This is a genomic window from Bartonella sp. AP3QHHD (assembly GCF_042195765.1).
Classification (GTDB): Bacteria; Pseudomonadota; Alphaproteobacteria; order Rhizobiales; family Rhizobiaceae; genus Bartonella.
Map to the genome: position 1 here is coordinate 1 of NZ_JBHIPC010000111.1, position 25,580 is coordinate 25,580.

At 37.2% G+C, this 25,580-nt stretch carries 21 protein-coding genes and 2 pseudogenes; 11 read left to right on the forward strand and 12 right to left on the reverse strand.

Translation table 11 applies throughout. From position 1 onward, the window contains the following. Together ACFIL7_RS09120 and ACFIL7_RS09125 are read right to left on the reverse strand one after the other, a co-directional pair. Positions 1-339 (reverse strand): annotated as a pseudogene (locus ACFIL7_RS09120) (autotransporter outer membrane beta-barrel domain-containing protein); the annotation flags it as partial. A 2-nt stretch (positions 340-341) separates the two neighbouring features. Further along, positions 342-5,199 (reverse strand): annotated as a pseudogene (locus ACFIL7_RS09125) (pertactin-like passenger domain-containing protein); the annotation flags it as partial. Positions 5,200-5,772: 573 nt separating this feature from the next. On the opposite strand from ACFIL7_RS09125, the gene ACFIL7_RS09130 reads away from it, so the two are divergent. Further along, positions 5,773-7,062, forward strand: coding sequence for an MFS transporter (locus tag ACFIL7_RS09130; RefSeq protein WP_375634342.1), 1,290 nt, complete (start codon positions 5,773-5,775; stop codon positions 7,060-7,062). Here the strand turns inward: ACFIL7_RS09130 and ACFIL7_RS09135 are convergent. Genes ACFIL7_RS09135 through ACFIL7_RS09145 form a run of 3 tightly spaced genes read right to left on the reverse strand, consistent with a single transcriptional unit; the run spans position 7,059 to position 7,937 of the window. Next, positions 7,059-7,322, reverse strand: a complete 264-nt coding sequence (locus ACFIL7_RS09135; RefSeq protein WP_375636314.1) for a hypothetical protein — start codon at positions 7,320-7,322, stop codon at positions 7,059-7,061. The two genes, ACFIL7_RS09130 and ACFIL7_RS09135, sit on opposite strands and share 4 nt — an antisense overlap. Beyond that, positions 7,312-7,491 (reverse strand): hypothetical protein, encoded by a 180-nt coding sequence (locus ACFIL7_RS09140; RefSeq protein ID WP_375634340.1) that lies wholly within the window; start codon positions 7,489-7,491, stop codon positions 7,312-7,314. Before ACFIL7_RS09140 ends, ACFIL7_RS09135 begins: the two co-directional genes overlap by 11 nt. Next, the gene (locus ACFIL7_RS09145; RefSeq protein WP_375634338.1) at positions 7,491-7,937 is read right to left on the reverse strand and encodes a DNA polymerase III subunit chi; all 447 of its coding nucleotides are present in this window, start codon (positions 7,935-7,937) and stop codon (positions 7,491-7,493) included. Before ACFIL7_RS09145 ends, ACFIL7_RS09140 begins: the two co-directional genes overlap by 1 nt. A gap of 406 nt (positions 7,938-8,343) precedes the next feature. On the opposite strand from ACFIL7_RS09145, the gene lptF reads away from it, so the two are divergent. The 6 genes from lptF to rsmA all read left to right on the forward strand — a co-directional run bounded on the left by lptF (position 8,344) and on the right by rsmA (position 15,883). Then, positions 8,344-9,534, forward strand: a complete 1,191-nt coding sequence (gene lptF / locus ACFIL7_RS09150) for an LPS export ABC transporter permease LptF (RefSeq protein WP_375683538.1) — start codon at positions 8,344-8,346, stop codon at positions 9,532-9,534. Further along, complete coding sequence (lptG, locus tag ACFIL7_RS09155) at positions 9,531-10,622, forward strand: LPS export ABC transporter permease LptG (RefSeq protein WP_375634113.1); 1,092 nt, start codon at positions 9,531-9,533, stop codon at positions 10,620-10,622. The genes lptF and lptG overlap by 4 nt, the downstream gene beginning before the upstream one ends. After that, positions 10,623-12,983, forward strand: coding sequence for an LPS-assembly protein LptD (locus ACFIL7_RS09160; RefSeq protein WP_375636284.1), 2,361 nt, complete (start codon positions 10,623-10,625; stop codon positions 12,981-12,983). It begins immediately after the preceding gene. Between the two features lie 109 nt (positions 12,984-13,092). Further along, entirely contained in the window at positions 13,093-14,049 is a 957-nt protein-coding gene (locus tag ACFIL7_RS09165; RefSeq protein WP_375634117.1) for a SurA N-terminal domain-containing protein, read from the forward strand. Further along, positions 14,049-15,062, forward strand: a complete 1,014-nt coding sequence (pdxA, locus tag ACFIL7_RS09170; protein ID WP_375634119.1) for a 4-hydroxythreonine-4-phosphate dehydrogenase PdxA — start codon at positions 14,049-14,051, stop codon at positions 15,060-15,062. The genes ACFIL7_RS09165 and pdxA overlap by 1 nt, the downstream gene beginning before the upstream one ends. Further along, positions 15,053-15,883, forward strand: a complete 831-nt coding sequence (gene rsmA, locus ACFIL7_RS09175; protein WP_375636282.1) for a 16S rRNA (adenine(1518)-N(6)/adenine(1519)-N(6))-dimethyltransferase RsmA — start codon at positions 15,053-15,055, stop codon at positions 15,881-15,883. Before pdxA ends, rsmA begins: the two co-directional genes overlap by 10 nt. 29 nt (positions 15,884-15,912) lie before the next feature. Here the strand turns inward: rsmA and gmk are convergent, their stop codons facing one another. The 7 genes from gmk to ACFIL7_RS09210 form a co-directional block, all read right to left on the reverse strand. Further along, positions 15,913-16,590 (reverse strand): guanylate kinase, encoded by a 678-nt coding sequence (gmk, locus tag ACFIL7_RS09180; RefSeq protein ID WP_375629245.1) that lies wholly within the window; start codon positions 16,588-16,590, stop codon positions 15,913-15,915. 306 nt (positions 16,591-16,896) lie between these two features. Beyond that, a complete protein-coding gene (mltG, locus tag ACFIL7_RS09185) occupies positions 16,897-18,006 on the reverse strand; it encodes an endolytic transglycosylase MltG (protein WP_375636279.1) in 1,110 nt (369 codons plus the stop codon). Positions 18,007-18,102: 96 nt separating this feature from the next. After that, a complete protein-coding gene (fabF, locus tag ACFIL7_RS09190; protein ID WP_375636277.1) occupies positions 18,103-19,365 on the reverse strand; it encodes a beta-ketoacyl-ACP synthase II in 1,263 nt (420 codons plus the stop codon). A gap of 101 nt (positions 19,366-19,466) precedes the next feature. Continuing rightward, positions 19,467-19,703, reverse strand: coding sequence for an acyl carrier protein (locus ACFIL7_RS09195; protein WP_004860281.1), 237 nt, complete (start codon positions 19,701-19,703; stop codon positions 19,467-19,469). A gap of 260 nt (positions 19,704-19,963) precedes the next feature. Further along, a complete protein-coding gene (gene fabG / locus ACFIL7_RS09200) occupies positions 19,964-20,701 on the reverse strand; it encodes a 3-oxoacyl-[acyl-carrier-protein] reductase (protein WP_375617657.1) in 738 nt (245 codons plus the stop codon). 18 nt (positions 20,702-20,719) lie between these two features. Beyond that, positions 20,720-21,664 (reverse strand): ACP S-malonyltransferase, encoded by a 945-nt coding sequence (fabD, locus tag ACFIL7_RS09205; protein ID WP_375612933.1) that lies wholly within the window; start codon positions 21,662-21,664, stop codon positions 20,720-20,722. Between the two features lie 77 nt (positions 21,665-21,741). Further along, positions 21,742-22,329, reverse strand: a complete 588-nt coding sequence (locus ACFIL7_RS09210) for an undecaprenyl-diphosphatase (RefSeq protein WP_375617656.1) — start codon at positions 22,327-22,329, stop codon at positions 21,742-21,744. Positions 22,330-22,663: 334 nt separating this feature from the next. Between ACFIL7_RS09210 and rpsF the strand changes: the two genes are divergently transcribed. The 4 genes from rpsF to rplI all read left to right on the forward strand — a co-directional run bounded on the left by rpsF (position 22,664) and on the right by rplI (position 25,071). Further along, positions 22,664-23,071 carry a 30S ribosomal protein S6 gene (rpsF, locus tag ACFIL7_RS09215; RefSeq protein ID WP_375612935.1) on the forward strand — a complete coding sequence of 136 codons (408 nt, stop codon included), beginning with the start codon at positions 22,664-22,666 and terminating at the stop codon, positions 23,069-23,071. Then, a complete protein-coding gene (gene rpsR / locus ACFIL7_RS09220; RefSeq protein ID WP_012754957.1) occupies positions 23,071-23,319 on the forward strand; it encodes a 30S ribosomal protein S18 in 249 nt (82 codons plus the stop codon). The genes rpsF and rpsR overlap by 1 nt, the downstream gene beginning before the upstream one ends. A gap of 149 nt (positions 23,320-23,468) precedes the next feature. Next, on the forward strand, positions 23,469-24,449 hold the full coding sequence (locus ACFIL7_RS09225; protein WP_375636275.1) for a hypothetical protein: 981 nt from the start codon (positions 23,469-23,471) through the stop codon (positions 24,447-24,449). A 25-nt stretch (positions 24,450-24,474) separates the two neighbouring features. After that, the gene (rplI, locus tag ACFIL7_RS09230) at positions 24,475-25,071 is read left to right on the forward strand and encodes a 50S ribosomal protein L9 (protein WP_375636273.1); all 597 of its coding nucleotides are present in this window, start codon (positions 24,475-24,477) and stop codon (positions 25,069-25,071) included. Positions 25,072-25,580: the final 509 nt, after the last annotated feature.

Below are 25,580 nucleotides of genomic sequence, written 5' to 3' on the forward strand. Positions count from 1 at the left end.
CGCAACACGGGCACGATCATAACTGCCAAAACCACCTATATAAAACTCTCCATTTTCCCACTCGCTTAAACCATTGATCCCTAAAACGATACCGGTCTGATCCAGTTTAAAATCTATATGCTCTGTAGTAACACTCTCTTTAGATTTTATCGCATAGCTCCATAAAGCCGTATTCTTTTTACTTTTATCTAGAATTCCTCTTCCCGCACGTACGGTTTGCATTTCATTGTGAAAAACCATCGCTGGCGCCACAGACATAGACAATACCGCATCTGTAGAGGGAGTGGTCAAAAAGTGAGAAACTGAAAGATTCTCACTCAATTGTGGAAAAGGGTGTTCTNCAAAACGATACCGGTCTGATCCAGTTTAAAATCTATATGCTCTGTAACAACACTCTCTTTAGATTTAATCGCATAGCTCCATAAAGCCGTATTCTTTTTACTTTTATCTAGAATTCCTCTTCCCGCACGTACGGTTTGCATTTCATTGTGAAAAACCATCGCTGGCGCCACAGACATAGACAATACCGCATCTGTAGAGGGAGTGGTCAAAAAGTGAGAAACTGAAAGATTCTCACTCAATTGTGGAAAAGGGTGTTCTTTATGAACTGGACGCACAATCATTTGATCGGCTAAAGATTGAGAAGAGGTTGAAACAGCAGTTTGTTGTTTTTCNTTGTTCTTTATGAACTGGACGCACAATCATTTGATCGGCTAAAGATTGAGAAGAGGTTAAAACAGCAGTTTGTTGTTTTTCATCAGAAAGAGGATGAGAACTTCCTGAACCTAAGACTTCAGTAACGTGACTTCTAAGAGAGGAAATAGTTGGAGATACAGAAGCCTGAGATTTTTGCCTTAAGTTTTGGCGGTTTTTTCTTCGACATGGCAATTTAATAGCATGCTCTTGTGGTGCTGTAATCGTTGAAAGAGAAGAAACTGATTGATTTTGATTTAAATGCCGCATAGATCTGCTTCTGCGTGGCGCACTATCCATGTAAACTGCAGTCAAATACCAAATTTTTCCCTCTTCATTCTCAATATTTTTGTGTTTTAAGCCATAAGTATAAGTTCCTCCATCAACCATTACAGTTTTTGCGCCAGAAAAACTTTGTAGAGTAAAAGATGCGCTACCACTTTGATCAAAAATTAAATCAAGTCCTGCTGAAGAAGGATCAACAACTTCAATACCAGAATCTACGGCACTTATTGTGTGAAAACCACTCCCATTCTCAATAAAGAGGTAATCACCTTTTCCTTCTGCAAGGCTGACATTAAAATCGAAGTGTAGACTCCCTGCTAGATTATTAATATAAAGCTGAGAGTAATATAAATCATCTTCAGAAGAGGTGAAAATGACTTTTCCTACACCGCTTAACTGCTGAATGCGTGTACTTTTGTCGTCAACCCCACGAGCAACGGAGTATAATTGAGCGTCTTCTCCATTTAATTCAATGTTTTCTACTATAGTTTGTTGACCATCACCTCCAGCATCAAGATAGATCCCACCAAAATCTTGAACTTTTATTTCTCCTCCTAATATTGCACTAGGAGAAATCCATGAATTGGCATTACCTTCAATCGTTAGATTCTTCACAATTCCACCCGCATAGACTTCTTGAACACCACCAGTGCGTAAAATTACTCTATTCGCTTCACCCCCTGCTAAAACACGCTGCATACCCTCTGAAAAAACTTCAGTATTTACGGCTAAACCACCACTCTTTTGTATAAAATCATCATCATCTGCGAACCACTTAGCAAGAGTTTGTATTCCTCCACTCATCACTTTTGTTCCCACAGCCATCCCATCATCATATACATTCTGCTGTCCTGGCGTATCACCTTGACCATAAAGTGTCGTGTTATAAGCGCTGCTCCCCACAATTCCACCATTTACATAACCATCTCCGAAAACAAGCTGCTCCCCACCATAAATTTCAGCTCTCAATGCGGTTCCTCCTCCCTCCACTCTTTGTTTTCCACCCTCGTAAATAATCGTAAATTCTGAAATCCCTTGTTCCCCTACAATCTCAACACCACCATTTTCAATTGTCGTATTCTTACTGAAACCACCAGCTTCAACATAAAGTCTTCCTGATCCCTGAATTGTATTGTTAATGGACTTCTTAAGAACACCTCGCTCTCCATCATCAGAGATATAAACTACGTTATCATCACCGAGCAAAGAGCTTTGTAGAATTCCTCCTCCTTCGCCAATACTGTAATCAATTACATCAGAGATACTAAAATCTTTTGACGATGTCATATTTTCTTCTTTTTCAGGAAGCTTATTTATAGGTGACTCCGCATAAGGTGAAGAGATTACAGGAGCAAAAGTTATTTGTGACGTAGCCAAATACCAAGTCTTTGCCCCATTATCATCTTTTGTCTTTAAGCCATACATGTAGACTCCATTATCAATCGTACTCGTCTCTTCTCCAGAAAAATCTATCAGAGTAAAATGCGCATTTCCGCTTTGATCATGAATTAAATCAAGTTCCAAAACTAAATTCTGATCTTGTAGAGGAGAATTGGTAATTTCAACACCAGAATCGATAACGCTTATGGTGTGATGACCTGCTCCTCTTTTTATGAGAAGATAATCACCGCGCTGTTCTACAAAATTAGTATTAAACCTAAAATGTAAATTACCTGAAAGATTACCGACCTCAAGTTTAGAATAATGTGGATTAAACACGGTAGAAGTAAAAATAACGCGTCCATTCCCGCTTAAATCCTCAATCAAAGAGCTTTCACCGTCTATCTTGGAAGCAATAGAGTATAATGTGGTATCTTTGTCATTTAAAACAATTTTTTCTACTTCAGTACGAGATCGCTCAGTACCAGCATAAAGATAAATCCGTCCAGAATCATGAATCATAGTGCTTCCTTCTAATGTTGCACCAAAATGTAACCACGATTGTGCTTGATCCTTAATTATTAAATCTTTTACATAGCCTCCTAAATCTATTGCTTGGAAAGCATTCCCTTGTAAGAGAACACCAATCGCAATTCCTCCCGCTAAAACGTGTTGCTCTCCACCAGAAAAGACCTTCGTATCAAATGCAAAACTGCTATAATGGTCTAGATCTTCTTCCACAAAAAGATTTTGTACCCCTCCTTCCATGATCTTTGTGCTAAAAACCTCTCCATCATCATACACATTCTGGTATCCTAACACTCCATTTTTACCAGAAACGATAGTGTCATAGGCACTGCTTCTTACCATCTCACCTTTGATATCAGACTTTCCTGAAACAAACTGCTCACCACCGTAAATTTTAACCCCTTCAGCTTTTCCCCCATCTTCAACCTTTTGTTTTCCCCCTTTCTTAACTGTACTATCCTGTGAAAGACCCTGTGTTCTAACAAGCTCAGTGCCGCCTCTTTGAATTGTTGTATACAAGCTAAAACCACCGTGATAAACGGAGATCTTTCCACTGTCTTTAACTGTATTACTAATCGAAGTTTCTCCAGTGCTTTCAACTTTCTCACTGTTACTATCAAAGCTAGGATCAGCAATCGTAACAATCATTCCCTTTTCAATTGTGCGTTCTGTGAGATCATTCGATAATGAAGCTATAGCAGATGGTTGCAAGCTAAAATCAGAAAATAAAGAGGTATTTGTCTCATCAAGAGCATAATTCGCATCTAAATACCAAATTTTACCATTGCTCTCATTTTTTCTCTGTTTCAAACTGTACATGTAAGTTCCGGCATCAATAGCTTTGATTTTTTCACCAAAAGTGTTTGTCAGAGTAAAATGAGCGTTTCCACTATGATCAGAAATTAATGTAAATCTTCTGTGGGAAGGGATTGTGATCTCACCCCCAGAATCAGTAATACTTACTGTATGATAACCTGAACCACTTTCTTTAATGACAAGATAATCACTAAGGTGCTTGGCAAAATTGACATTAAAATTGAAATGTAAAGAACCTGAAAGATCATCAATATTAAGCTGAGAATAATGCTTATTAGTCCCTAAAGACGTAAAAATAACTCTGCCACTTCCCGTTAAATTCTGGACATTAACCTGAAGTTTTTTGCTGTTATCTTCAGACGCAATAATGTATAGTTTGGTATCTTCTCCATTTAAATTAAGATTGTCTACTTCCGTAACAGCTTCACCATTTCCAGCATAAAGATAGAGATTGCCAAAATTATTAACATTTGTATTTTCACCTAATATCGCACCAGCAAAAACCCATGATTTTGCTTGATGATTAATTGTTAGATTATCCACGTATCCAGAATCATATATCTTCTGAGTAGCTCTATCGTATAAAGTAACTTCGCTCGCATTCCCTCCTGCTAAGATATTCTGCGCACCATTTTTAAAAAGTTCTGTACTCAGTGCAAAAGCCCCTTCATTTATTGTAAAATCCTCACCCTCTATATCAGTATCTTCTGCAAAGCCGTTATTAGAATTCTCTTTACCATCAAGATTCTGGACACCTCCTTTCATAACCTTTGTGTCAACAGCCATCCCACCACTATAGACACTTTGTAGTCCTAGCATTCCATTTTCAGCATAAATTTCGGTGTTATAAGCACTACTTGCCTTATCTTTTCGCGATAAACCAGATCCAAGGCTTCCCTTACCAAAAATAATCTGCTCGCCACCATGGATTTGAGCCCCTTCTGCATTTGCACCACTCTCAACAATTTGTTTACCACCTTTTTTTACAGTGGCATATTCCGAACTGCTCAAGTTTTGTACAACCTCAATCCCACCATGCTCAATTGTTGTATCTCTACTAACACTTGCTGCATCAATGTAGAGTTTTCCCCCTTCTCTAACCGTATTATTAATGGAATAAGCTGCATCTTTATAGTTAAAGCTATTTATTTCAGAACCTTCAGAGTCACGGTTAGTAATATAGATCGCAGCACCATCGCTTATTATTGAATTTGTGAGGACTTCAAAGAATAGCTTTTCTAATCTCTTCCTTTCCTCTTCTGAAAGATCACTTCCTTCTACTGTCTGTTTATTCTCTATCTTTTTTGATTCCCCCTTTTTTTCTTTTAGTCCCCTCACTTCCGATAACAACTTTCTTGTCTCTTCTAGGTGTTCACTGATACTTACTGGTGTTAATAACTTTTCTTTTGGTGTCGCTACTCCATCTGCACTCGCAATCTTGACAAAAAAACCACTGGTTATTAATGCACAAAAACTTAATTTCAATTTGCGTTGCATTATTCACACTCCATAATTTTAAATTTAAATTCTCCCATTTAGAAAAAAGTGCATAGACCAAAACAACTCAATGCAATTGCTCAACCTCATGTTTTTTTAAGATAACAAAGCATTCGATGGATTAAACTCTGACAGATCAAATATACATCATGTGTTTTAAAATGCATGCACAGCTAAAAGATTTAATTTGTTTTAGATACACTTTAAAAGTGTTATAATTGCATCCATGAAAAATATTTTTAATATTTTAAGACACTAAACACCGATCTACGAATAAGATTGATTCCTTAATAGATAAAAATAGCATTAAACTTTAAAGGAAACAGCAATGTGAATGAGAGCTGCGTTTATGTCCACCTATTGCCATCTTCTACAGCATTTAAAGCAGTGTCTTTATTTTATTCAATATGGATAATATATAGACCACTTATTCATACTCATCAGTCCATAATCATTATTCTAATATATAACGAAGTGTCACAATATTGACTCGACACTGATTTGAAATTTCTATAGTTATAGTCAGTTAACTCGTCATTTGATTTGTCATATACTGAAAGGGACATTCTATTCATGTCTATAAACTCAGAAATGAAAGCTACAAGCAACAGAAATTCCCCTCGTCGCATTTTGTTTGCAAGCCTTATTGGCCCAACAATTGAATTCTTTGATTTCTATGTCTTTGCCACTGCCGCAGCTCTCATATTTCCTCATGTGTTTTTTCCAACACAAAATGATCAGATTGCCATTTTACAATCTTTCCTGATCTTTGGAGCGGCCTTTTTTGCTCGGCCCTTTGGATCAATTGTTTTTGGACATTTTGGAGATAAAATTGGAAGAAAAGCAACACTTATTGCTTCTCTTCTCACAATGGGGCTTTCAACAGTCATTATTGGTTTTCTTCCTACTTATGAAACCGCTGGATGGTTTGCCCCTTTCCTCTTGACCTTGTGCCGTATTGGACAGGGAATGGGATTAGGAGGAGAATGGGGAGGAGCTGTTTTGCTCGCAACAGAAAATGCCCCTCCAGAAAAGCGCGGCTGGTACGCGATGTTCCCCCAATTGGGTGTTCCAATCGGTTTATTTTTATCTATTGCCGTTTATTTAGGTCTGTTGCATTTCCTTGATCATGAAGAACTTTTAGCTTGGGGATGGCGCATTCCTTTTATTGCTTCAGTTGTTTTTATGATTATAGGATTATGGATCCGTCTTTCAATCAATGAAACTGTTCAATTCAAAAAAACTCTTGAAAGTAAAGAACGTGTCAAAGTTCCTATCATCGATGTCTTTTTAAAATGTCCACGAATCCTATTTCTTGGAATATTTTCTGGTATGGCAACATTTGTTTTGTTTTACTTGGTCACTGCATATTTGTTAAGCTACTCAACAAACCATCTGCAATTGCCATTTTATCAAGCTCTTCAAGTCGAAATTGTTGGTGCTATTTTCTGTGGAATTTTTACTGTCATCACTGGAAAACTCGCTGATCGTATTAGACGTCGAACTTTGATGATTTGGGTTACAATCATCACCGGTATCTATTCTTTTGCAATTCCTTATTTCTTAAATTCTGGAGTTATAGGAGTCCTTGCAATGTCTGTTATCGGTTTGTCTATCATGGGGATGATATACAGTCCTCTTGGTGCTGTTTTGGCTTCACCATACCCAACAGCAATTCGATATACTGGTTCTTCTATTACTTTCAACTTATCGGGTATCGTAGGAGCCTCTCTTGCGCCTTATATTGCAGAATATCTGGTACAACATTTTGATACATCTTATATCGGCTATTATTTGCTTCTTGCTTCTTTTATTTCACTGATTTGCTTCGTCGGATTTACAGATGATGAAATATCCAACTAAAATATAATAAAGAAGAATAAAATAAGTACTGGCAGCAAAAATGCTGCCAGTTTCATTTTTAAAGACAGGGGTTGAGGTATTTTCCACCACAATATTCCCGCGAACAAGGCACTCAAAAAGAAAAATAAAAAATCTGCAATATTGCTTATATAAGAAACAGCAAACATTTCTGATAAGATATGCGTTGTCCCCAACCATGAAACGCAAAAGAAGGACAACATCACAGCCCATAAAACAAGCAAAATTCGATCAATAATCATCATTATGGCGTTTCATTTTTTTAATTATAGTCCATATATTTAACATGCCTAAAAGAAAAATCACAATAAAAACCCAACGCCCTCCCCCTGAGCCTTCCGTAATAAAAAGTGAAGGATTTACTATTCCCAGTAATCCTATAAAAATCAGAACAATAGATACGAGACGCATTAAACCTGTTTTTCCCAGCGACGATCTTCAGTCTGTTGCCAATACGTTAAATTATGATTTTCCATTTTATATTTTTTCCACTGTGCACGAACGAGATTCAACTGCTCTTCACTTTTACCATCAAATATCACGACAAGTCGTTGATAAGCATCAATATCCGAACAAACAGCTCCCTCTATGAGAAAACGAATCTTTGAATCATTCGGATTTTCTTGTCCTGTCGTAAGAAATACAGGCTGAAAGTTTGGATATTGATCACACTCCGTTCCATGTCCAATAAATGATTCATCAGTATAAACCCATAAATGTATATCTATAGAATCGCGTTGTTCTTTACTCACACACTGTATTGTTACTGTACCAAAACGAGCCAATGCACGCTCCACAAGCGTCGGCAAAATATCCTTCAGCGTTGACTGCGTCAAATGATAGAATAAAATATCCAATCTCTTAAGCCTTCATCATTCTTTATAAAAAAGCTAACATCTTTTTAAAAAAACCTCTATATTCCTAATACAAAGGAAACGGTTCAAGATATAAACCCTCTTTTTTGATTGAGATGCATCATCTTTTTGCACGTGTCTTTAAAAGACAATAATTTTTATTTTCAACGTTAATAAAAAGTTTTTTAAGTTATCTTCTAGATTCTTCTAGTTTCTTTGTAGACTATAGTTGAAAATAAAATATAATGTACGGAAAATTTAAAGAGGACCTCATAGGCAATTTTATATTATTTATTTGGTAAAAATATCCAATTCATGAAAGGATATTTTTTCAAACTTTATTACATTTTAACCGAAAGCAGTAAGAATATTTGCTATCGAATTAAAAACTGAGGATTTTCCCCAATTTATGCGTATTATTGAGTTCTACATCCTGAAACGTGTCCTTGTTTTGTTTAGTTCTGTCATGATTGCAGCAGTGGGCGTTAGTTGGACTATACAAATTCTTGCACGGATAAACTTTCTCACAACAAGTAAACAAACACTCCTCACAGTCTTACAATTTTCACTCTCATTGGTTCCTTCTGTTATTTTTCTTGTCATTCCATTTGCATTAGTGATCGCAGTTACAACCATCCTCTCAGCAATGCATCAAGACTCAGAATTTGCTGTCATCAATGCCTCTGGTTTTCCTAAAAGTACTGTTTGGAAACCTATCCTTCTTCTTGCTATTGTTGCATCCTGTATCTCCTTTTCTATAGCTAATTTTGTTGTTCCTCAAGCGCGTCTTCATATGCGACAAATGCTAGCAAGCGCTCATTTTGATCTTATTAATCTATTCATTAGTGAAGGGAGCTTTCAAAAACTCGCCAATAACCTTTACATAGAAATTGGCGAACGAAATCCAAACGGAACACTTGAACGCCTTTTCATTGCCGACCAGCGTGATCCTAAAACTGATCTTTTTTATTATGCAACAGACGCATCCATTGTGAATAATAAAAACGGCAGTTTTCTGGTTCTCAATAACGGTGAAATAGAAAGAGTCAATCATCAAAATAACAGTGTTTCAATCGTGCAATTTAGCTCATATACTTTTAGCCTAGGAGAGTTTATCCCCAGTGATAAAACACCTACTCTTTATCCAAAAGATCGGTCTCTTTCTTATTTACAAAACCCTGACCCAAAAGATCCCTACTATCAACGAAAACCACTCCAATATAAAGCTGAATTTCACCGCAGATTAACACAATGGCTCTACCCTATTGTTTTTTCACTTATTGCATTAGCAGCGGCAGGGGATGTACGCTCCCATCGACAAGCTCGTCATTCCGCAAACCTCTCGGCAATTGCCCTTTCTTTTCTGGTGTATTGGATAGGATATTTTTTCGCAGAAAAATCAAAAAGCGATCTTGCATACGTTCCTCTCCTTTATATTATACCTATAGGAACAAGTGCATTTGTCTTTTTTATGCTTTTAACGAATCATAAAATTGGGCTTCCCACAAAAGTTAATGAGATACTTCAAATCGCTTTTCAAAAAATAATGAACAAATTTGAACATCAAAAATCTCAAGATTCCTCGGATAAAATATCATGATTGGGTGGACACTTGGACGATATTTTTTTATACGTTATCTTAAAATAACTTGTTATTTCTTGGGAAGCATTTTTGTTCTTGCTCTTTTAATCGATTTCACAGAGAATTCCGGTAGGCTATCTTCCCTTCCGCATTATACAGCAAAAGATGCATTTTTCCTCTCTGTTTTACGCATCCCTTTTATCATGCAACAACTTATCCCTTTCATTGCACTCTTTTCTGCAATGGCAACGCTTATCTCGCTCAACAAAAAACTTGAACTTGTGGTGACTCGTTCAATCGGTGTTTCTGCATGGCAATTTCTTATGCCAGCTTGTTTTGGAGCTTTTCTTTTAGGATTATTTTCAATTCTTCTCATTAATCCACTTGCTGCATGGGGATTTTCTCAAGCAGAAAAAAAGATGACTGAATGGCGCAATCACAATGTACTAACACCTCTTCACAATACAAGTATCCACTGGTTAACACAACGTACAAATTTAGGCAGAACAACCATTGGTGCTAAATCTATCACCGATCAAGGACTTTCTCTTCTCGATGCAACCTTTGTACAATACAATGACAATGCAACCGTTAAAAATTGGATTAACGCCCCAAAAGCAACCTTGACTAATGGATTTTGGCAATTAACAAATGGAACAATCTATAAAATAGGGCATCCTCCTGAAAAATTTACCGTGTTGCAAATAAAAACCAATCTAAAACCTGAATTTTTAACGGAACGTTTAGTGAATCCCGCAACTATTCCATTTTACCAATTGCCAAAAAAAATTATGATTGCACGTTCATTTGGCTATTCTGCTAATAATTTTGATATGTATTTCCAATCTTTGATTGCATTACCGGCATTGCTTGTGGCAATGACCCTCATTGCAGCAACTGTATCTTTAAATTTTACACGTTTTGGGCAATCTAGAATGTTGATTCTTGGTGGCGTAATAGCTGGGTTTATGCTTTATGTTATTTCCGTACTTGTTCAAGCTTTTGGTAATGCTGGATATATTCCACCAATTATTGCAGCTTGGACACCCGTTGTTATTGCGTTATTCTTAGGAATCTCTTTTTTACTTCATAAAGAGGATGGCTAAGTGAAAGCATTAACACTTAAAAAAACTATTTTAACAAAATTAAGTGCTCTCGCTTTTAAAAGTGTTGTGGGGATTATTTTAGGAGGTGCTTTATCTTATTGTGCGCACGCTCAAAGCCTTCAATCTCCTTCTCAAAGTCGCATTCAAAATCCGGAACCTCCTCTTTTGCTCTCTGCGGATGAACTCATCTACAATCGTGATGAAAACACTGTTTCTGCAAACGGTAATGTCCAAATCGAATATGATGGCAATAAAGTTATCGCTCAAAAAATTATTTACAATCAAAAAACAGGACGGCTTATAGCACAAGGGAACGTTGAAATTACTCAAAAGGATGGTAATAAAATTTATTCCAACCAAATTGATATGACCAAAGATCTTGGCGAGGGTTTTGTAAACGCCTTACGTATTGATACAGCCAACAATGTTCACTTTTCAGCCCAAAATGCTACACGCAAACACAATCACATAACAGTCTTTGAAAATGCAACCTATACAGCCTGTGAACCTTGCTCTTATAAACCAGATCGAGACGTCCTATGGAAAATTAAAGCAAGAAAGATCATATGGAATAATAGCGTCAAAAAAATTCGGTTTGAAAATAGCAGTTTTGAAGTTTTTGGTGTACCGGTTATAAAATTTCCAAATTTTGAGATCTATGATCCAACTGTCAGGCGTGCTAGCGGTCTGCTTACTCCTCATTTTTTTTATACTGATTATCTCGGTATGGGGATAAAGAATTCTTATTTCTGGAATCTCGCCCCCCATTATGATTTTACCCTTTCTTCTACGGTTTATACCCAACAAGGGCTTTTAACCGAAGGGGAATGGCGTCAGCGTTTAAAAACGGGCCGTTATAACATTCGCTTTGCTCATATATATCAAATGAAACCGCATAGATTTGATAATGATACGATTGATGCCCAACATAAAAACCGTTATATGCTGGCGACAAAGGGGGATTCTCGTATTAACTCACACTGGGCTTATGGATGGGATATTCTTGCACAATCAGATCGGCATTTTAGTCGTGCCTATAAACTTGAAAACTATAACAATCCTACACAACTTTCTCAGATCTATTTGAATGGTCTTGCAGGAAAAAATTATTTTGATATGCGTTTTTATCATTTTAAAGTTCAAGATTCAATACTGAATGATCCTCATTATGAACGTCACTCTCGACAAGCGTGGGTCTTACCACGCATCGATTATTTTTTCACACCAGATGAACCCATTTATAATGGAGAGCTTACCTTCCATAGTAATATACAATCAGTTTATCGTCGCCATGCTGACTTCAATTCACCCGACCAGAACGGAAACCCTCTCAACACAGTAAGACTTTCTGGTATGGCTGGAAATAGTTTGCGTTTAACAAACGAGCTTCAGTGGAAAAAGCGCTTCAACACGCACAATGGACTCATTTTAACCCCTCTTCTCTCTCTACGAGCTGATATCATTACAACCAATGCAAGCAAAAATCATACAGATTCTATAGAAAACAATGCCTTATCCGCAACTCATGGTTCAGCAATTCGTGGCATGGCAACAGCAGGGTTGGAACTACGCTATCCCTTCCTCATTATAGCTGATCATTCTACACATATTATAGAACCAACTGCACAAATTTTTATACGCAATAATGAACAATATATTGGACAAATTCCTAATGAAGATGCTCAAAGCTTTGTCTTTGATGCAACCACTCTCTTTCAACGAGACAAATTTTCTGGTTATGATCGTGTAGAAGGTGGTACAAGAGCCAATATAGGTATAAGATATTCTGGAAGCCTTAATGATAATTGGTCTCTTTATGGTCTCATTGGACAATCCTTTCATCTAGCAGGAAAGAATTCTTTTGCAGAAAAGGACTTTATCAATGTCGGTACTCATTCTAGCTTAGAGGCAAAACGTTCAGACTATGTTGCAATGTTTGGTACAACCCATAAAAGTGGTTTTTCCTTAGAAACGCGTGGACGCTTTGACAAAAAAACAGGAAAAATGCGCCGTAGTGAAATCGAAGCATCACAAAAATGGCAAAATTTTTGGGCGGCTCTACAATATGCCTATATCGCAAAGCAACTAGATTATGAATATTCTCAAGAGCGCCAAGAAATTTCTTTTCAAACAGGACTTAAATTGGCAGATTATTGGTCCATTAATAGCAACGCCGGTTATGATTTAGTATCTGGTACATTTATAAAGCGAGGAATTAGCTTGAGTTATATGGACGAATGTTTCGGGTTAACATTCGGTTATCAACAGGTAACGAATCCAGGCAGGAAAGCCCCCTTGCAAAACTTTAATTTCTCTCTTTCATTGCGTACGATTGCAGATATAGGAAAAAAGATAGATTAATTTATAAAGGGAATGTATCAGTCATTTAACTTATCATTGTTTTTATGAAAGAAAGCGTGTATTTTAAGTTGTTGATGAGAATTAATAAACAATGCGAAAGCCTATTTACATGAATAAATTGAAAAAGCGTTTTCTTGCTTTATTTTATATTGCATCTTTGAGCGTAAGTAGCCTGCTAATAAATGGATTTTTGATTCCGACAGTCTTTGCGCAGACTTCTATTGTTGTTACAGTTAATGGCAACCCCATCACAAATTATGATATACAAAGACGCCTTGCTTTTCTCAGGTTACAACAAAAGCAAAGCAATTTGGTGGCACAGGCTAAAAAAGAGCTTATTGACGAAAAGCTAAAAAATATTGAAATAAAACGTCGTAATATTGAAGTAAGCAATGATGAAGTTGATAGAGCTTTTGAGAATTTTGCGACACAAAATAATATGACGATTGATCAGCTCAACCAGATTCTGATCCAAACTGAGATCACTGTGCAACACTTTAAAGATTACATCCGTGGACAAATAGGATGGGGGCGTCTTGTTAGTGCACGCTATCAAGCTGAAACAGGTATGATTAGCGAACAAGAAGCTGTACGCAGAATATTAAAAAATGGTGGTGTAAAACCTTCAACCAACGAATATACATTACAGCGAATTGTTTTTGTCATTCCTGCACATCGTCGTTCAGAAATCTTTGAAAGACGTCAAAGAGAAGCAAGTAATTTTCGCGCACATTTCCGTGGATGTGCCAATGCTCACAATCAAGCAAGAGGTATTTTAGACGTTACTATCCGCCACTTAGGAAAGTTTCTGGAGCCACAACTTCCTAATGCATGGGAACAAGCTATTCTTGAAACGCCTGCTGGAAAAATGACAAAATTACAAGAAACATCTGATGGAATCGAAGCAATTGCTGTCTGCAAAATAAAAAGAGTTTCTGATGATTATGTCGCTCGACTGATATTTTCTCTTCAAGATAGTAAAAAAAGAAGCCCGCAAAAACTTGAAGAATTAAGCGAAAAATATTTAGGAGAACTGCGGCGAGTGGCACGCATTCAAAATTCATAATGGCTGCTCTTATTGTTAGCGGTGGTGATCCTGCCGGAATTGGTCCTGAAATAGTACTAAAAGCGTGGAATTTGCGTGTTACGCGCCAAATTCCACGTTTTGTACTTCTTGCTGATCCAGATGTTATTCGTTCGCGCGCTCGTTTTTTAAAGATTGATGTTGAGGTGCAATCTGTTTTAATCAATAATCCTGCAAAAAATTTTCAAAACGCTCTTCCTATCATACCGTTAAAAAACAAACAAAGTGATCAATTAGGTATACCTTCATCGAATAATGCCGCTGGAATTATTGAAGCAATTAAACGCTGTGTTCAATTGATTCAAAATGGCCATGCATGTGCACTTATCACTTGTCCTATTGCAAAAAAGAGTCTTTATGATGCCGGTTTTCAATTTCCAGGTCATACAGAATTTTTAGCCGATTTAGCCCATAAAGCTTTTCATAAATGTTATCATCCAGTTATGATGTTAGCAGGACCCCGATTAAAAACAGTACCAATAACTGTTCATATTCCATTTAAAAATGTTCCTTCACAGCTTACCCGTGATTTAATTATTCAAACGGTACTTATTACTGAATATGACTTAAAAACAAGGTTTAAAATAACGTCACCCCGACTAGCTGTTGCTGGTCTTAATCCTCATGCTGGAGAAGGAGGTGCAATGGGAAAAGAAGATATTGAAGTTATCACTCCTGCTATTGAATATCTTAAAAAGAAAGGACTCAATATTGCAGGCCCACTGCCTGCCGACACAATGTTCCATGAATGCGCAAGAAAAGCATATGACGTTGCCATTTGTATGTATCATGATCAAGCCCTTATCCCTGTTAAGACATTAGATTTTGATAGCACTGTTAATGTCACGTTAGGTCTACCTTTTATTCGCACGTCTCCAGATCACGGAACTGCTTTTGACATTGCTGATAAAGGGATAGCCTCTCCCGAAAGCTTTATTGCTGCTCTTAAACTTGCAAATCAACTTGCAAAAAATAATTTAAACCCATGCCAATAGATAATCTCCCTCCTCTGCGTGAGGTCATTGATATATACGGATTACAAGCGCATAAATCTTTGGGGCAGAATTTTCTTTTTGATCTTAATTTAACATCTAAAATTGCTCATCAAGCAGGCAATATAGAAGGAAAACCTGTTCTTGAAATTGGTCCAGGTCCTGGAGGTCTCACACGTGCCTTGCTAGCAAAGGGTGCCATTGTAACAGCAATAGAACGCGATGAGCGCTGCATACCGGCTCTCTTAGAAATAGAAAAACACTATCCTAAAAAATTAAAAGTTATTTGTAATGATGCACTGAAGCAAGACTTCTCAAAACTCTTTGAAACAAGCCCAGTAAAACCTCGCATTATTGCAAATCTTCCCTATAATATTGGGACACAACTCTTATTAAATTGGCTTTTAACTGAACCATGGCCTCCTTTTTATGAATCAATGACATTGATGTTTCAACGTGAAGTTGCCAAACGGATTACAGCTAAACCTCAATCTACTCATTATGGACGTCTTAGTGTCTTAACTGGCTGGCGTACCACTGCTAAAATTGCTTTTGATGTCCCCCCTCAAGCCTTCATACCAATACCTAAAGTAACGTCTTCCGTTGTTCATATTATTCCGCGAACACAACCTCTTGCCTGCTCTGCAAAAAAACTAAGCCTCGTCACAAAAACCGCCTTTGGACAAAGACGAAAAATGCTTCGTCAAAATCTCAAAATACTTGGAGGTGAAGAGCTATTAGAAAAAGCTGGAATTGATGGAACGCGCCGTGCTGAAACGCTCTCGGTTTCTGAATTTGTAACTTTAGCGCATCTAGTGCTCTAAAAAATACACTTTGTGTTATAAAACCTTTTTTAATCACAACATTTATCGATTTTTTCAGCAATAAGCCCATCAACAAAAGAGCCAAGATAAGAACAACGCTCACGTTTTACGGTTTCAGCTAAATAAATTGATTTAATAAAAGATAAAGACTGATCTAAATCTTCGTTAATCACAACATAATCATAAGAAAGCCAATGCTTTAACTCCGTTCGTGCATTTTCCAATCGCAAATTGATAGTATCTTGACTATCTTCTGCTCGACGATGTAAACGCGAAACAAGCTCTTTCATTGATGGTGGAAGAATAAAAACAGAGACAGTGTCTCCTAGCATCTTTTTTTGCAGCTGCTCGGTACCTTGATAATCAATATCAAATAACATATCTTGGCCAGCATTCAATGCGCTTTCAACAGTTTCACGTAAAGTGCCATAATAATTTCCGTGAACTTCTGCCCACTCAATAAATTCATCCCTATCACGCTTATATTCAAACTCTTCTTTTGAAATAAAGTAATAATGCAGCCCATCTACTTCACTAGGACGCCTTTTCCTTGTGGTCATACTTACGGAAAGCTCTAATTGTCCCTCTTTTAGAAGTAATCGAGAAATTGTTGATTTACCAGCACCTGAAGGTGAAGAGAGAATAAATAAAAAACCGCGGCGTTGATTCATTTTTATAGTACTCAATTTACTTTCAAAGACTGTCATTACATCACTCTACTTTGTTCATAAATGTTTCTCCAAAGTTTGAATTATACATTATCTCAACCTATCCCCTAATCAATGTGTTTTCTTAGAAATTCTCAATGTTATTCTGCTCTTTTTTGAGATAAGGTATTAGCAGTATATTCACTTCTTTCTTAAATATTTTTATCCATACGCTAATCCCACTTCCCACTTGTGACAGACAAGAAAATAATTTTTTATCATTCTCATAAAAAGTTTAAATAGAAAAATTTTACTATATTTGAGACTTTCATTTACGATGCAAAAAGATGTGTTATCACTATAAATTCAATGTCTTGCCTTTAATTCTCGCCACTTGCGAACATTCATATTATGTTCTTCTAAAGTTCGAGAAAAAACATGCCCTCCTGAACCATCAGCAACAAAATAAAGTGCATCACTGCTTGGTGGATGTGCCACCGCTTTCAAAGAATCTCGACCTGGATTTGCAATAGCCGTTGGGGGCAAACCATTAATTTTATAAGTATTATATGGTGTTTCCTTCTCAAGATCTGAACGATAAATCACACGACCGGATGGTTTTCCTTTTCCTCCGAAGAGACCATAAATTACTGTTGGATCCGATTGAAGACGCATATGCTTTGTAAGGCGATTATAAAATACCGCAGCAACCATTGGTCTTTCTGCTGCAATTCCCGTTTCTTTCTCAACAATTGAGGCTAATATAACAAATTCATCAATTGATTTAATAGGTAAACCAGGTGAACGCGTAGCCCATATAGCATGAATTAATTTTGTCTGTCCTTCACGCAATCTATTTACAATCTCTTTACGCGTTGTCCCCCGAATAAAATGAACTGTATCCGTCATTAAACAGCCTTCTGGAGGCAAAATTTTTGGAAGGTCTCCAATCAAAATTTCATTCGCAGCTAATCGATCGAAAACTTGCTGAACCGTTAAACCTTCAGGTACTGTAAATGTATATTCTATAGATTTTCCTTTCACAAGAATATCCATAATATCCTGCATCGAAGCATGAGCTGGAATTAAATATTCACCAGCCTTCAGATGCGTTGTTTTTTGGTGATAACCAACCCCATAAACAAAAATATCTGATGATCGAATGAAACCACGTTTTTCTAGCAATGAAGCAATTTCACGAATTCCGGTACCAGGATGGATAAGAACAATTTGTTCTTCCTCAATTTTTCCCTTTTCTTCAAAAATACTTTTTCCAATATAAAGAGGAATACTTATGGCAAAAAGAATAATCACAATCAGCATAAGAAAAAAATGACCGAGAATGACCAACGGATTACGGACGATAGATGATTTCTTTCGTTTTTTATGTATTAACATGTCATAACTATCTGCTAAATGATTCGAAGAGGAATCACTTACGTCCTTTAATGATTTTCCATTTTTCACATCGGACATAACCCCTCAATAGCGATTAAGGATAATATTATAATTTCTCATTCACCTTATAATAAAGTAGAAAACTCAAAAGCAGAAATTAAATAAAAATACTTATTATCCCCTAAAACGTCGCATCACCAACGATGCATTTGTCCCACCAAATCCAAAAGAATTAGAAAGAATCGTATCAATCTTTCGTTCACGCGGTTTGTGTGGTACAAGATCGATTTTTGTTTCAATCGATGGATTGTCAAGATTAAGTGTCGCTGGGGCTATATTATCCCGTATAGCTAAAATAGAAAAAATAGCCTCAGCAGCACCGGCTGCACCAAGTAAATGCCCGATAGATGATTTCGTTGATGACATAGAAACTTGTGGTGCATAACTCCCTAAAACACGCTCAACAGCCGCTAGCTCTATGGAATCAGCCATCGTAGATGTACCATGAGCATTAATATAATCAAGTTCACTCACATTCACTTGTGCACGCTTAAGAGCAGCTATCATACTACGCTGAGCCCCTTCACCACTTTCTGAAGGTGCTGTAATGTGGTAAGCGTCACCAGATAAACCATAGCCAATAACCTCAGCATAAATACGTGCTCCTCGTTTTTTGGCATGTTCCAGCTCTTCTAAAACAACAACAGCTGCTCCTTCCCCCATCACAAAACCATCACGATCAGTATCATAAGGACGTGACGCCCGTTCAGGATCATCATTGCGACAAGTAGAAAGAGCTCTACAAGCTGCAAAACCTGCAAGAGATATCCGATTTATCGGAGATTCAGTCCCCCCTGCCACCATGACATCTGCATCACCAAACATAATCAAACGTGCCGCATCACCAATCGCATGCGCCCCTGTTGAACAAGCTGTTACAACAGAATGATTAGGCCCCCGTAAACCATATTGAATAGACACATAACCAGAAGCAAGATTAATCAAACGACCTGGAATAAAAAAGGGAGAAACACGACGTGGGCCCTTATCACGAAGCGTATAACCAGCTTCAACAATACCTTCAACTCCCCCAATTCCCGAACCAATTAACACACCTGTACAAATCTGATCTTCATCACTCTTAGGAAACCATTCGGCATCTGCAAGCGCTTGGTTAGCAGCAGCCATTGCATAAACAATAAATGCATCAACTTTACGTTGCTCCTTAGGTTCCATATACAAATCAGCATTATAGGTCCCCTCTGTTCCATCCCCTAAGGGGATACGCGCAGCAATCTGGCATGGCAAATCTGACACATCAAACTCAGTGATACGTCGGACACCACTTCTTCCTTCAAGAAGTCGTTTCCAACTACATTCAATATTACCAGCTAATGGAGATACCAATCCTAAACCAGTAACAACAACACGTTTCATAACTTCTAACCTTGAACTAAACTTCACCTCTCAAAGCTCTCTTTTCAAAAGAGCTCCGAAGAATATAGGCAAAAGCAATTTATGCCTTTGCCCTTTAGTAATCACGCAGAAGCTTTATCAATGAACTTGACTGCATCGCCAACTGTAAAAATCGTTTCAGCAGCTTCATCTGGAATTTCTACCCCAAACTCTTCTTCAAAAGCCATAACGAGTTCAACCGTATCAAGGCTATCAGCCCCTAGATCATCGATAAAGCTTGCATTTTCTACAACTTTATCAGCATTAACCCCAAGATGTTCCACGATAATTTTTTTAACGCGCTCTACTGTATCACTCATGTTGAAATCCTCGAATTTATATTTCCTATAATTTGGTTAACTATATCGGTTCATCTAATCAAGCAATAGATGCATTACTTTAAAAGATTTTAGTAATGATTTAAAACATCCTGTGGATATCCCCTACAAAATGAACCAATCTGACATTCCGACATCAATTGATTAACGACCATATTAAAGAAATAGATGCATCTATCCATTTCAATCGTTACTATCTAAAATAATACAACTCATAAATCAATGTGGAATAAAATAAATACTCATATCATTGCCATTCCACCATTGATATGGAGTGTTTGACCTGTCGTATAGGCTGCTTCATCGCTTGCTAAATAAACAGCAGCAGTAGCTATTTCTTGCCCACTTCCCATACGCTTCATTGGAATTGCAGCCATAATGGCTTCTTTTTGCTTTTCATTAAGCTTGTCTGTCATTGCAGATTTAATAAATCCTGGAGCAATACAATTGACAGTGATATTTCGCGAAGCAATTTCTTGTGCCAATGCTTTAGAAAAACCTATCAAGCCTGCTTTTGCAGCACAATAATTCGTTTGTCCAGGATTTCCCACTACACCAACAACAGATGTAATGTTAATAATTCTTCCATAACGGCGGCGCATCATAGAATGTATTAATTCACGCGTCAAAAGAGAAGCAGCTGTTAGGTTAACTTCTAAAACATCATCCCAGTCTTTATCTTGCATACGCACAAAAAGACCATCCCTAGTGATTCCTGCATTGTTAACCAAAATATCGACGCCATCCATTTTTCTCTCTGCAACTTCAGCCAATTGTTTAATCGATTGGCGTTCAGAAAGATTAGCGGGAAATACAAAAACATTCTGCCCTAATTCTGCCGCCACTTCTCTGAGCTTTTCTTCACGTGTTCCATGAAGTCCAACAATGGCTCCTTGTGCATGAAAGCAGCGTGCAATTGCCTCACCAATTCCTCCCGAAGCCCCCGTTACAAGAGCTTTACGTCCTGTTAATCTAAACATCTTTTAACTCCTTATAGATTAAACGCCAAGCATACCTAGCGCTGATTCTATTTCATCAACTGTTCCAATGGTTACCCCCTTTATATCTTTGTTAATACGACGCGTTAAACCTGTTAAAACTTTTCCAGAACCAACTTCAAAAAGCGTATCAACTCCATTAGCAGCGATCCATTCTATTGTTTCACGCCATCGCACCCTCCCAGTCACTTGTTGGACAAGAAGAGTAGTAATACGCTCTGGATTGCTCTCAGGTGCAACAGAAACATTGGCAATCAAAGGAACAATAGGGGACATTTTGTTAACAGTCAAAAGTGCTTTCTTCATGGCATCAGCAGCAGGTTGCATTAAAGATGAATGAAAAGGTGCAGAAACAGGAAGAAGAAGTGCACGTTTTGCACCTTTTGTTGATGCAATCTCTACCGCTGCCTCAACTGCTTTTGCTTTACCGGAAATAACAATTTGCCCACCACCATTATCATTAGCAATCTGACATAGTCCTTCTCCAGAAACAGTTTCACAAATTTCTTCCACAATGTGCTCTTCTAAACCAATTAATGCAGCCATAGAACCTTCACCAACCGCGACAGCAGCCTGCATAGCATTGCCACGAATACGCAAAAGTCTTGCTGTATCTGTGAGAGTAAATGTACCAGCAGCACAAAGAGCCGAATATTCGCCTAAAGAATGACCAGCAACAAACCTTACCTTTTCTTCTATACGAAGCCCTAATTGTTTCATCACACGAATGACAGCCATAGATACAGCCATTAATGCCGGTTGTGCATTTGCTGTTAACGTTAAAACATCTGCTGGTCCTTCAAAAATGATCTTTGATAATTTCTCACCCAAAGCATCATCAACTTCCTCGAAAACCATCCTTGCGACAATAAATTGCTCTGCAAGCGCTTTCCCCATACCAACAAGTTGACTCCCCTGCCCTGGAAAAATAAAAGCTGCACCCATTTATCAACTCCTAAAACTGTACAATTAAATTATTTTCTTTTGACCTTATTCATCCGCACAAATCAATATAAAGCCCTTTATTTAAAACGAATACCACACTTAAAATTATATTTTAAGGGCGGAATTTGATATAAAAACTTAGGAAAATAGGGTGCTATAAACTGAATAACACCCAAACTTATGAGACTTCCTAAAAGTGCACCTGCTAAAATATCAAAGGGATAATGTACACCCACAAAGATGCGCGCCCAACAGATCAAACACAAAAATACGGTGGCAAATTTAAAAGTAACTTTGTATCGGTAAAAATAAAAGTTAGCTGCATAAGATGCAATGGTCAAGGCATGATTACTAGGAAAAGAAGCTGTTGCACGATGTTGAATAAGCGGTGTCGTCAGCCCTACCACGAATGGGCGAGGATGAAAATAAAAAAGAGAAATGAGATAACCTATGAAAAGAGATGCACAAATACTCATGCAAATGCTTAGCACAACACACCGTTCCCTCTCCCCACTACAAAACCACAACGCACAAAGATGGAGAGGAATAATATAAATTAAAAACTTTGCACAAAAAATACTAAACAAAACTATAATCGACCAAGCTTGATGATTGCCGACAAACATTTCAAAGAGTGTAACATCAATCTGGTTTAAAAAGTCCATTTTTCCCTCCTTTGCCTTTATATTACAGTATTATCTTTTTGTAGAAGAAGGAAATATATCAAGATTTAACAAATCAATTTTTTATGTGCATAAACTTGCTATTTTAAAAGATAACCTGTAGATATGAAATATTCGTTGCCGGCACTTTAGCTGGAGGTTGAACGGAGGGCTGTAAAATATCAGTAGGAAATACAATGTTTCCGGCCTCCCGTGTCTCCGCTCTGAGATGTCTCGAATTGTAAACGCGTCCTTTCTTCTTTGGATTTCCAAAAAAGACAAGTCGCAGAGGCTTTGCGCTAAAACCGGTGAAATTTAATTGAAGAAAGGCAAAACAATGGCTCTTTATGAACATATGTTCCTTGCCCGACAAGACATTGCTCCGCAGCAAGTTGATGAACTTTTGAGTCTCTACAAAGGTGTCATTGAAGCGCATGGTGGAAAAGTTGGGCGTATAGAAAATTGGGGACTTCGTCCTCTTGCTTACCGTATTCGTAAAAACCGTAAAGCTTATTATGTCTTAGTCAATATTGATGCACCAGCTTCAGCAATTGCTGAAGTGGAGCGTCAGATGCGCATCAATGAAGATATTTTGCGTTATATGACCATTCGCGTAGAAAAACACGAAAAAGAAAAATCTGCTATGCTCTCACACCTTGATCGCAATAGTCACATTGGACATGATGAAGAGCGTCCTCGTTTTCCACGTCGTCAACGTGAAAATACTATAGAAGGGGTAGAATGATGACTGATACTAATCAAAACTCTGCACGTCGCCCCTTTCATCGTCGTCGAAAAACATGTCCTTTTTCAGGGACCAATGCTCCCAAAATTGATTATAAAGACATCAAGTTGTTACAACGTTATATTTCCGAACGTGGGAAAATTGTTCCTTCACGGATTACTGCTGTTAGTCAGAAAAAACAGCGTGAATTAGCTAATGCTATCAAACGTGCTCGCTTTTTAGGCTTACTTCCGTACGTTATAAAGTAAGCGATCAATATGCTATGCAACTGGAGAGTTTCTCCAGTTGCTTTTCTTATATGGTTAAAAAATAGCTTGTTGTATCCTATGTTAAGCTATTAAATGTCAAAGTTGGGGTATTGACACGCCTCTAACTGCAGAAAGCAGGACAGCAATAAATGAAAAAAAATCGTACTTATGAGATATTAACCGGTATTTTAGCAGGATTATTTGCTGTTGTGATAGGACTGGCAATCATCAGTGTTGCAAATATCGTGCCCTTTTTTTCTCTTCTTCTTGGCTGCTTTCTTTCATTACCAATTTTTATTGTTGCGTTCGGTCAAGGAACATTAGCCAGTCTCATCGCCCTCATAAGTGCTACTGTTGTTCTTATCATAACCACTAATACCTATATTGCTCTTGGCTTTATGTTCTTATTTTTCCTTCCTGCTGTCTATGCTTCTTGGCTTCTTGGGCTTGCACGACCAGCGCAAAAAGAAAATGAACTGATATGGTATCCATTATCATCGGTTATTTTTCATTTAACTAATTTTATCGCTCTTATAGCAACTTTCATTGGGCTCTATGTTCAAACACGTCCTTCCACACCCATCGTTGCAAAAAAAATCACCGAAAACATAGCACAAACTCTGCAACAAACACAGTCAATAAAAGAAGCCTATATACGCGCTTTTAGTGAGCTTTTAATGACGCATACAGCAACTTTTACTGCTTTTTCTTTGACTATTTATAGTTTGGTTTTTCTCATTGGTAACCTTTACTTTTCCATTATAGCAGCACAACATATGAAATGGCTGAAAAGACCCCGTGATGATTGGAGCCAAACTCTCCGCCTTCCAATTTCTGGAATTATTATTTTCATTATTGTTTGCATAACATCGATGGTTGAGCTGAGCGCTTCTCTTAACTTGAGTACCCTTGTCTTTAGTACTGCATACATTGTCATCATATTAATTAGCGGTCTAGCATATCTTCACAATATTACAAAAGGGGTAAACGGTCGAATTATTATACTTTCTCTTGTTTATATTGCTATTTTTACAGTCGTTTTTGCTCCACCTATTGTTTTCATGGTACTTTTGATGGGAATTTGGGCTGCTATTCAATACAATTTTCAATCACGCAAAAAACTCCACTAAATTTATTTGTTCGAAAGGAAAAACTATGGATATTATTTTACTTGAGCGCATTCCTCGTCTTGGTCAGATGGGTGATATTGTCTCAGTTAAAGATGGTTATGCGCGTAATTTTCTCTTGCCTCAAGGTAAAGCTTTACGGGCAAATGAAGCTAATAAAAAACATTTTGAGGTACAACGTGCACAACTTGAAGCACGTAATCTTGAACGCAAAAGCGAAGCGCAAAAAATTGCTGAAAAACTTGATGGACAATCATTCATTGTTGTTCGTTCTGCTGGTGAAACGGGACAACTTTATGGTTCTGTGTCAACACGTGATATTGCTGAAATCATAACAGATGAAGGCTTTTCTATTGGAAGAAATCAAATCGAACTTAATCATCCAATAAAAATGATCGGTCTTCACACTATCACTCTTAGTTTACATCCAGAGGTTCAAATTTCTGTGATTATTAACGTTGCGCGTTCTACCAGTGAAGCACAACGCCAAGCAGAAGGTGAAACTCTCACTTCGGCTAAAGAAATATATAATATTCCAGAAGAATTATTAGAAGAAAGTCAGGAAGAATTATTGGCAGAAGAAATTAATGACAACGATATAAACAGTTCTCATCAAGAAGCTTAATTGCTATTTTTTCTTTCTGTTTTATATTTTTTATTCCATTATAAATATCGCTCATAAAATACTCACACTTTAAAAGTGAGTATTTTATGGCTATCGTACATAAAGAACCTAATTTTTATGAAAGAATTAGAAATATACTATTTAAAGGCATTACATGCCGAGAATGATAATATCACTAAGAGGAAATGTCTTTTGTTTTCCAGCATATAAAGCAAAAATAATTTAAAGTTCTACCCTTAAGGCTAAAGTTTGTATGAGCGTTAAGTTGATTATATCCTCACATGATCTGAAATAATTTCAGTTATAAAAAAATAATTCTACTTACACAGATATTGGAATTTTAAGGTTAAGTAACTTAAAAATACTTAAATTTAGAGTAGCAAAACTTCCACTTTAAAATCACATATTATAAAATAAAATAGATAGACGTTATATAAATAATACACAAATGATAAATGAGGAACGAAAAGAGAGTTTCAAAAAATTATATAATTTTAACTTAAAATGAA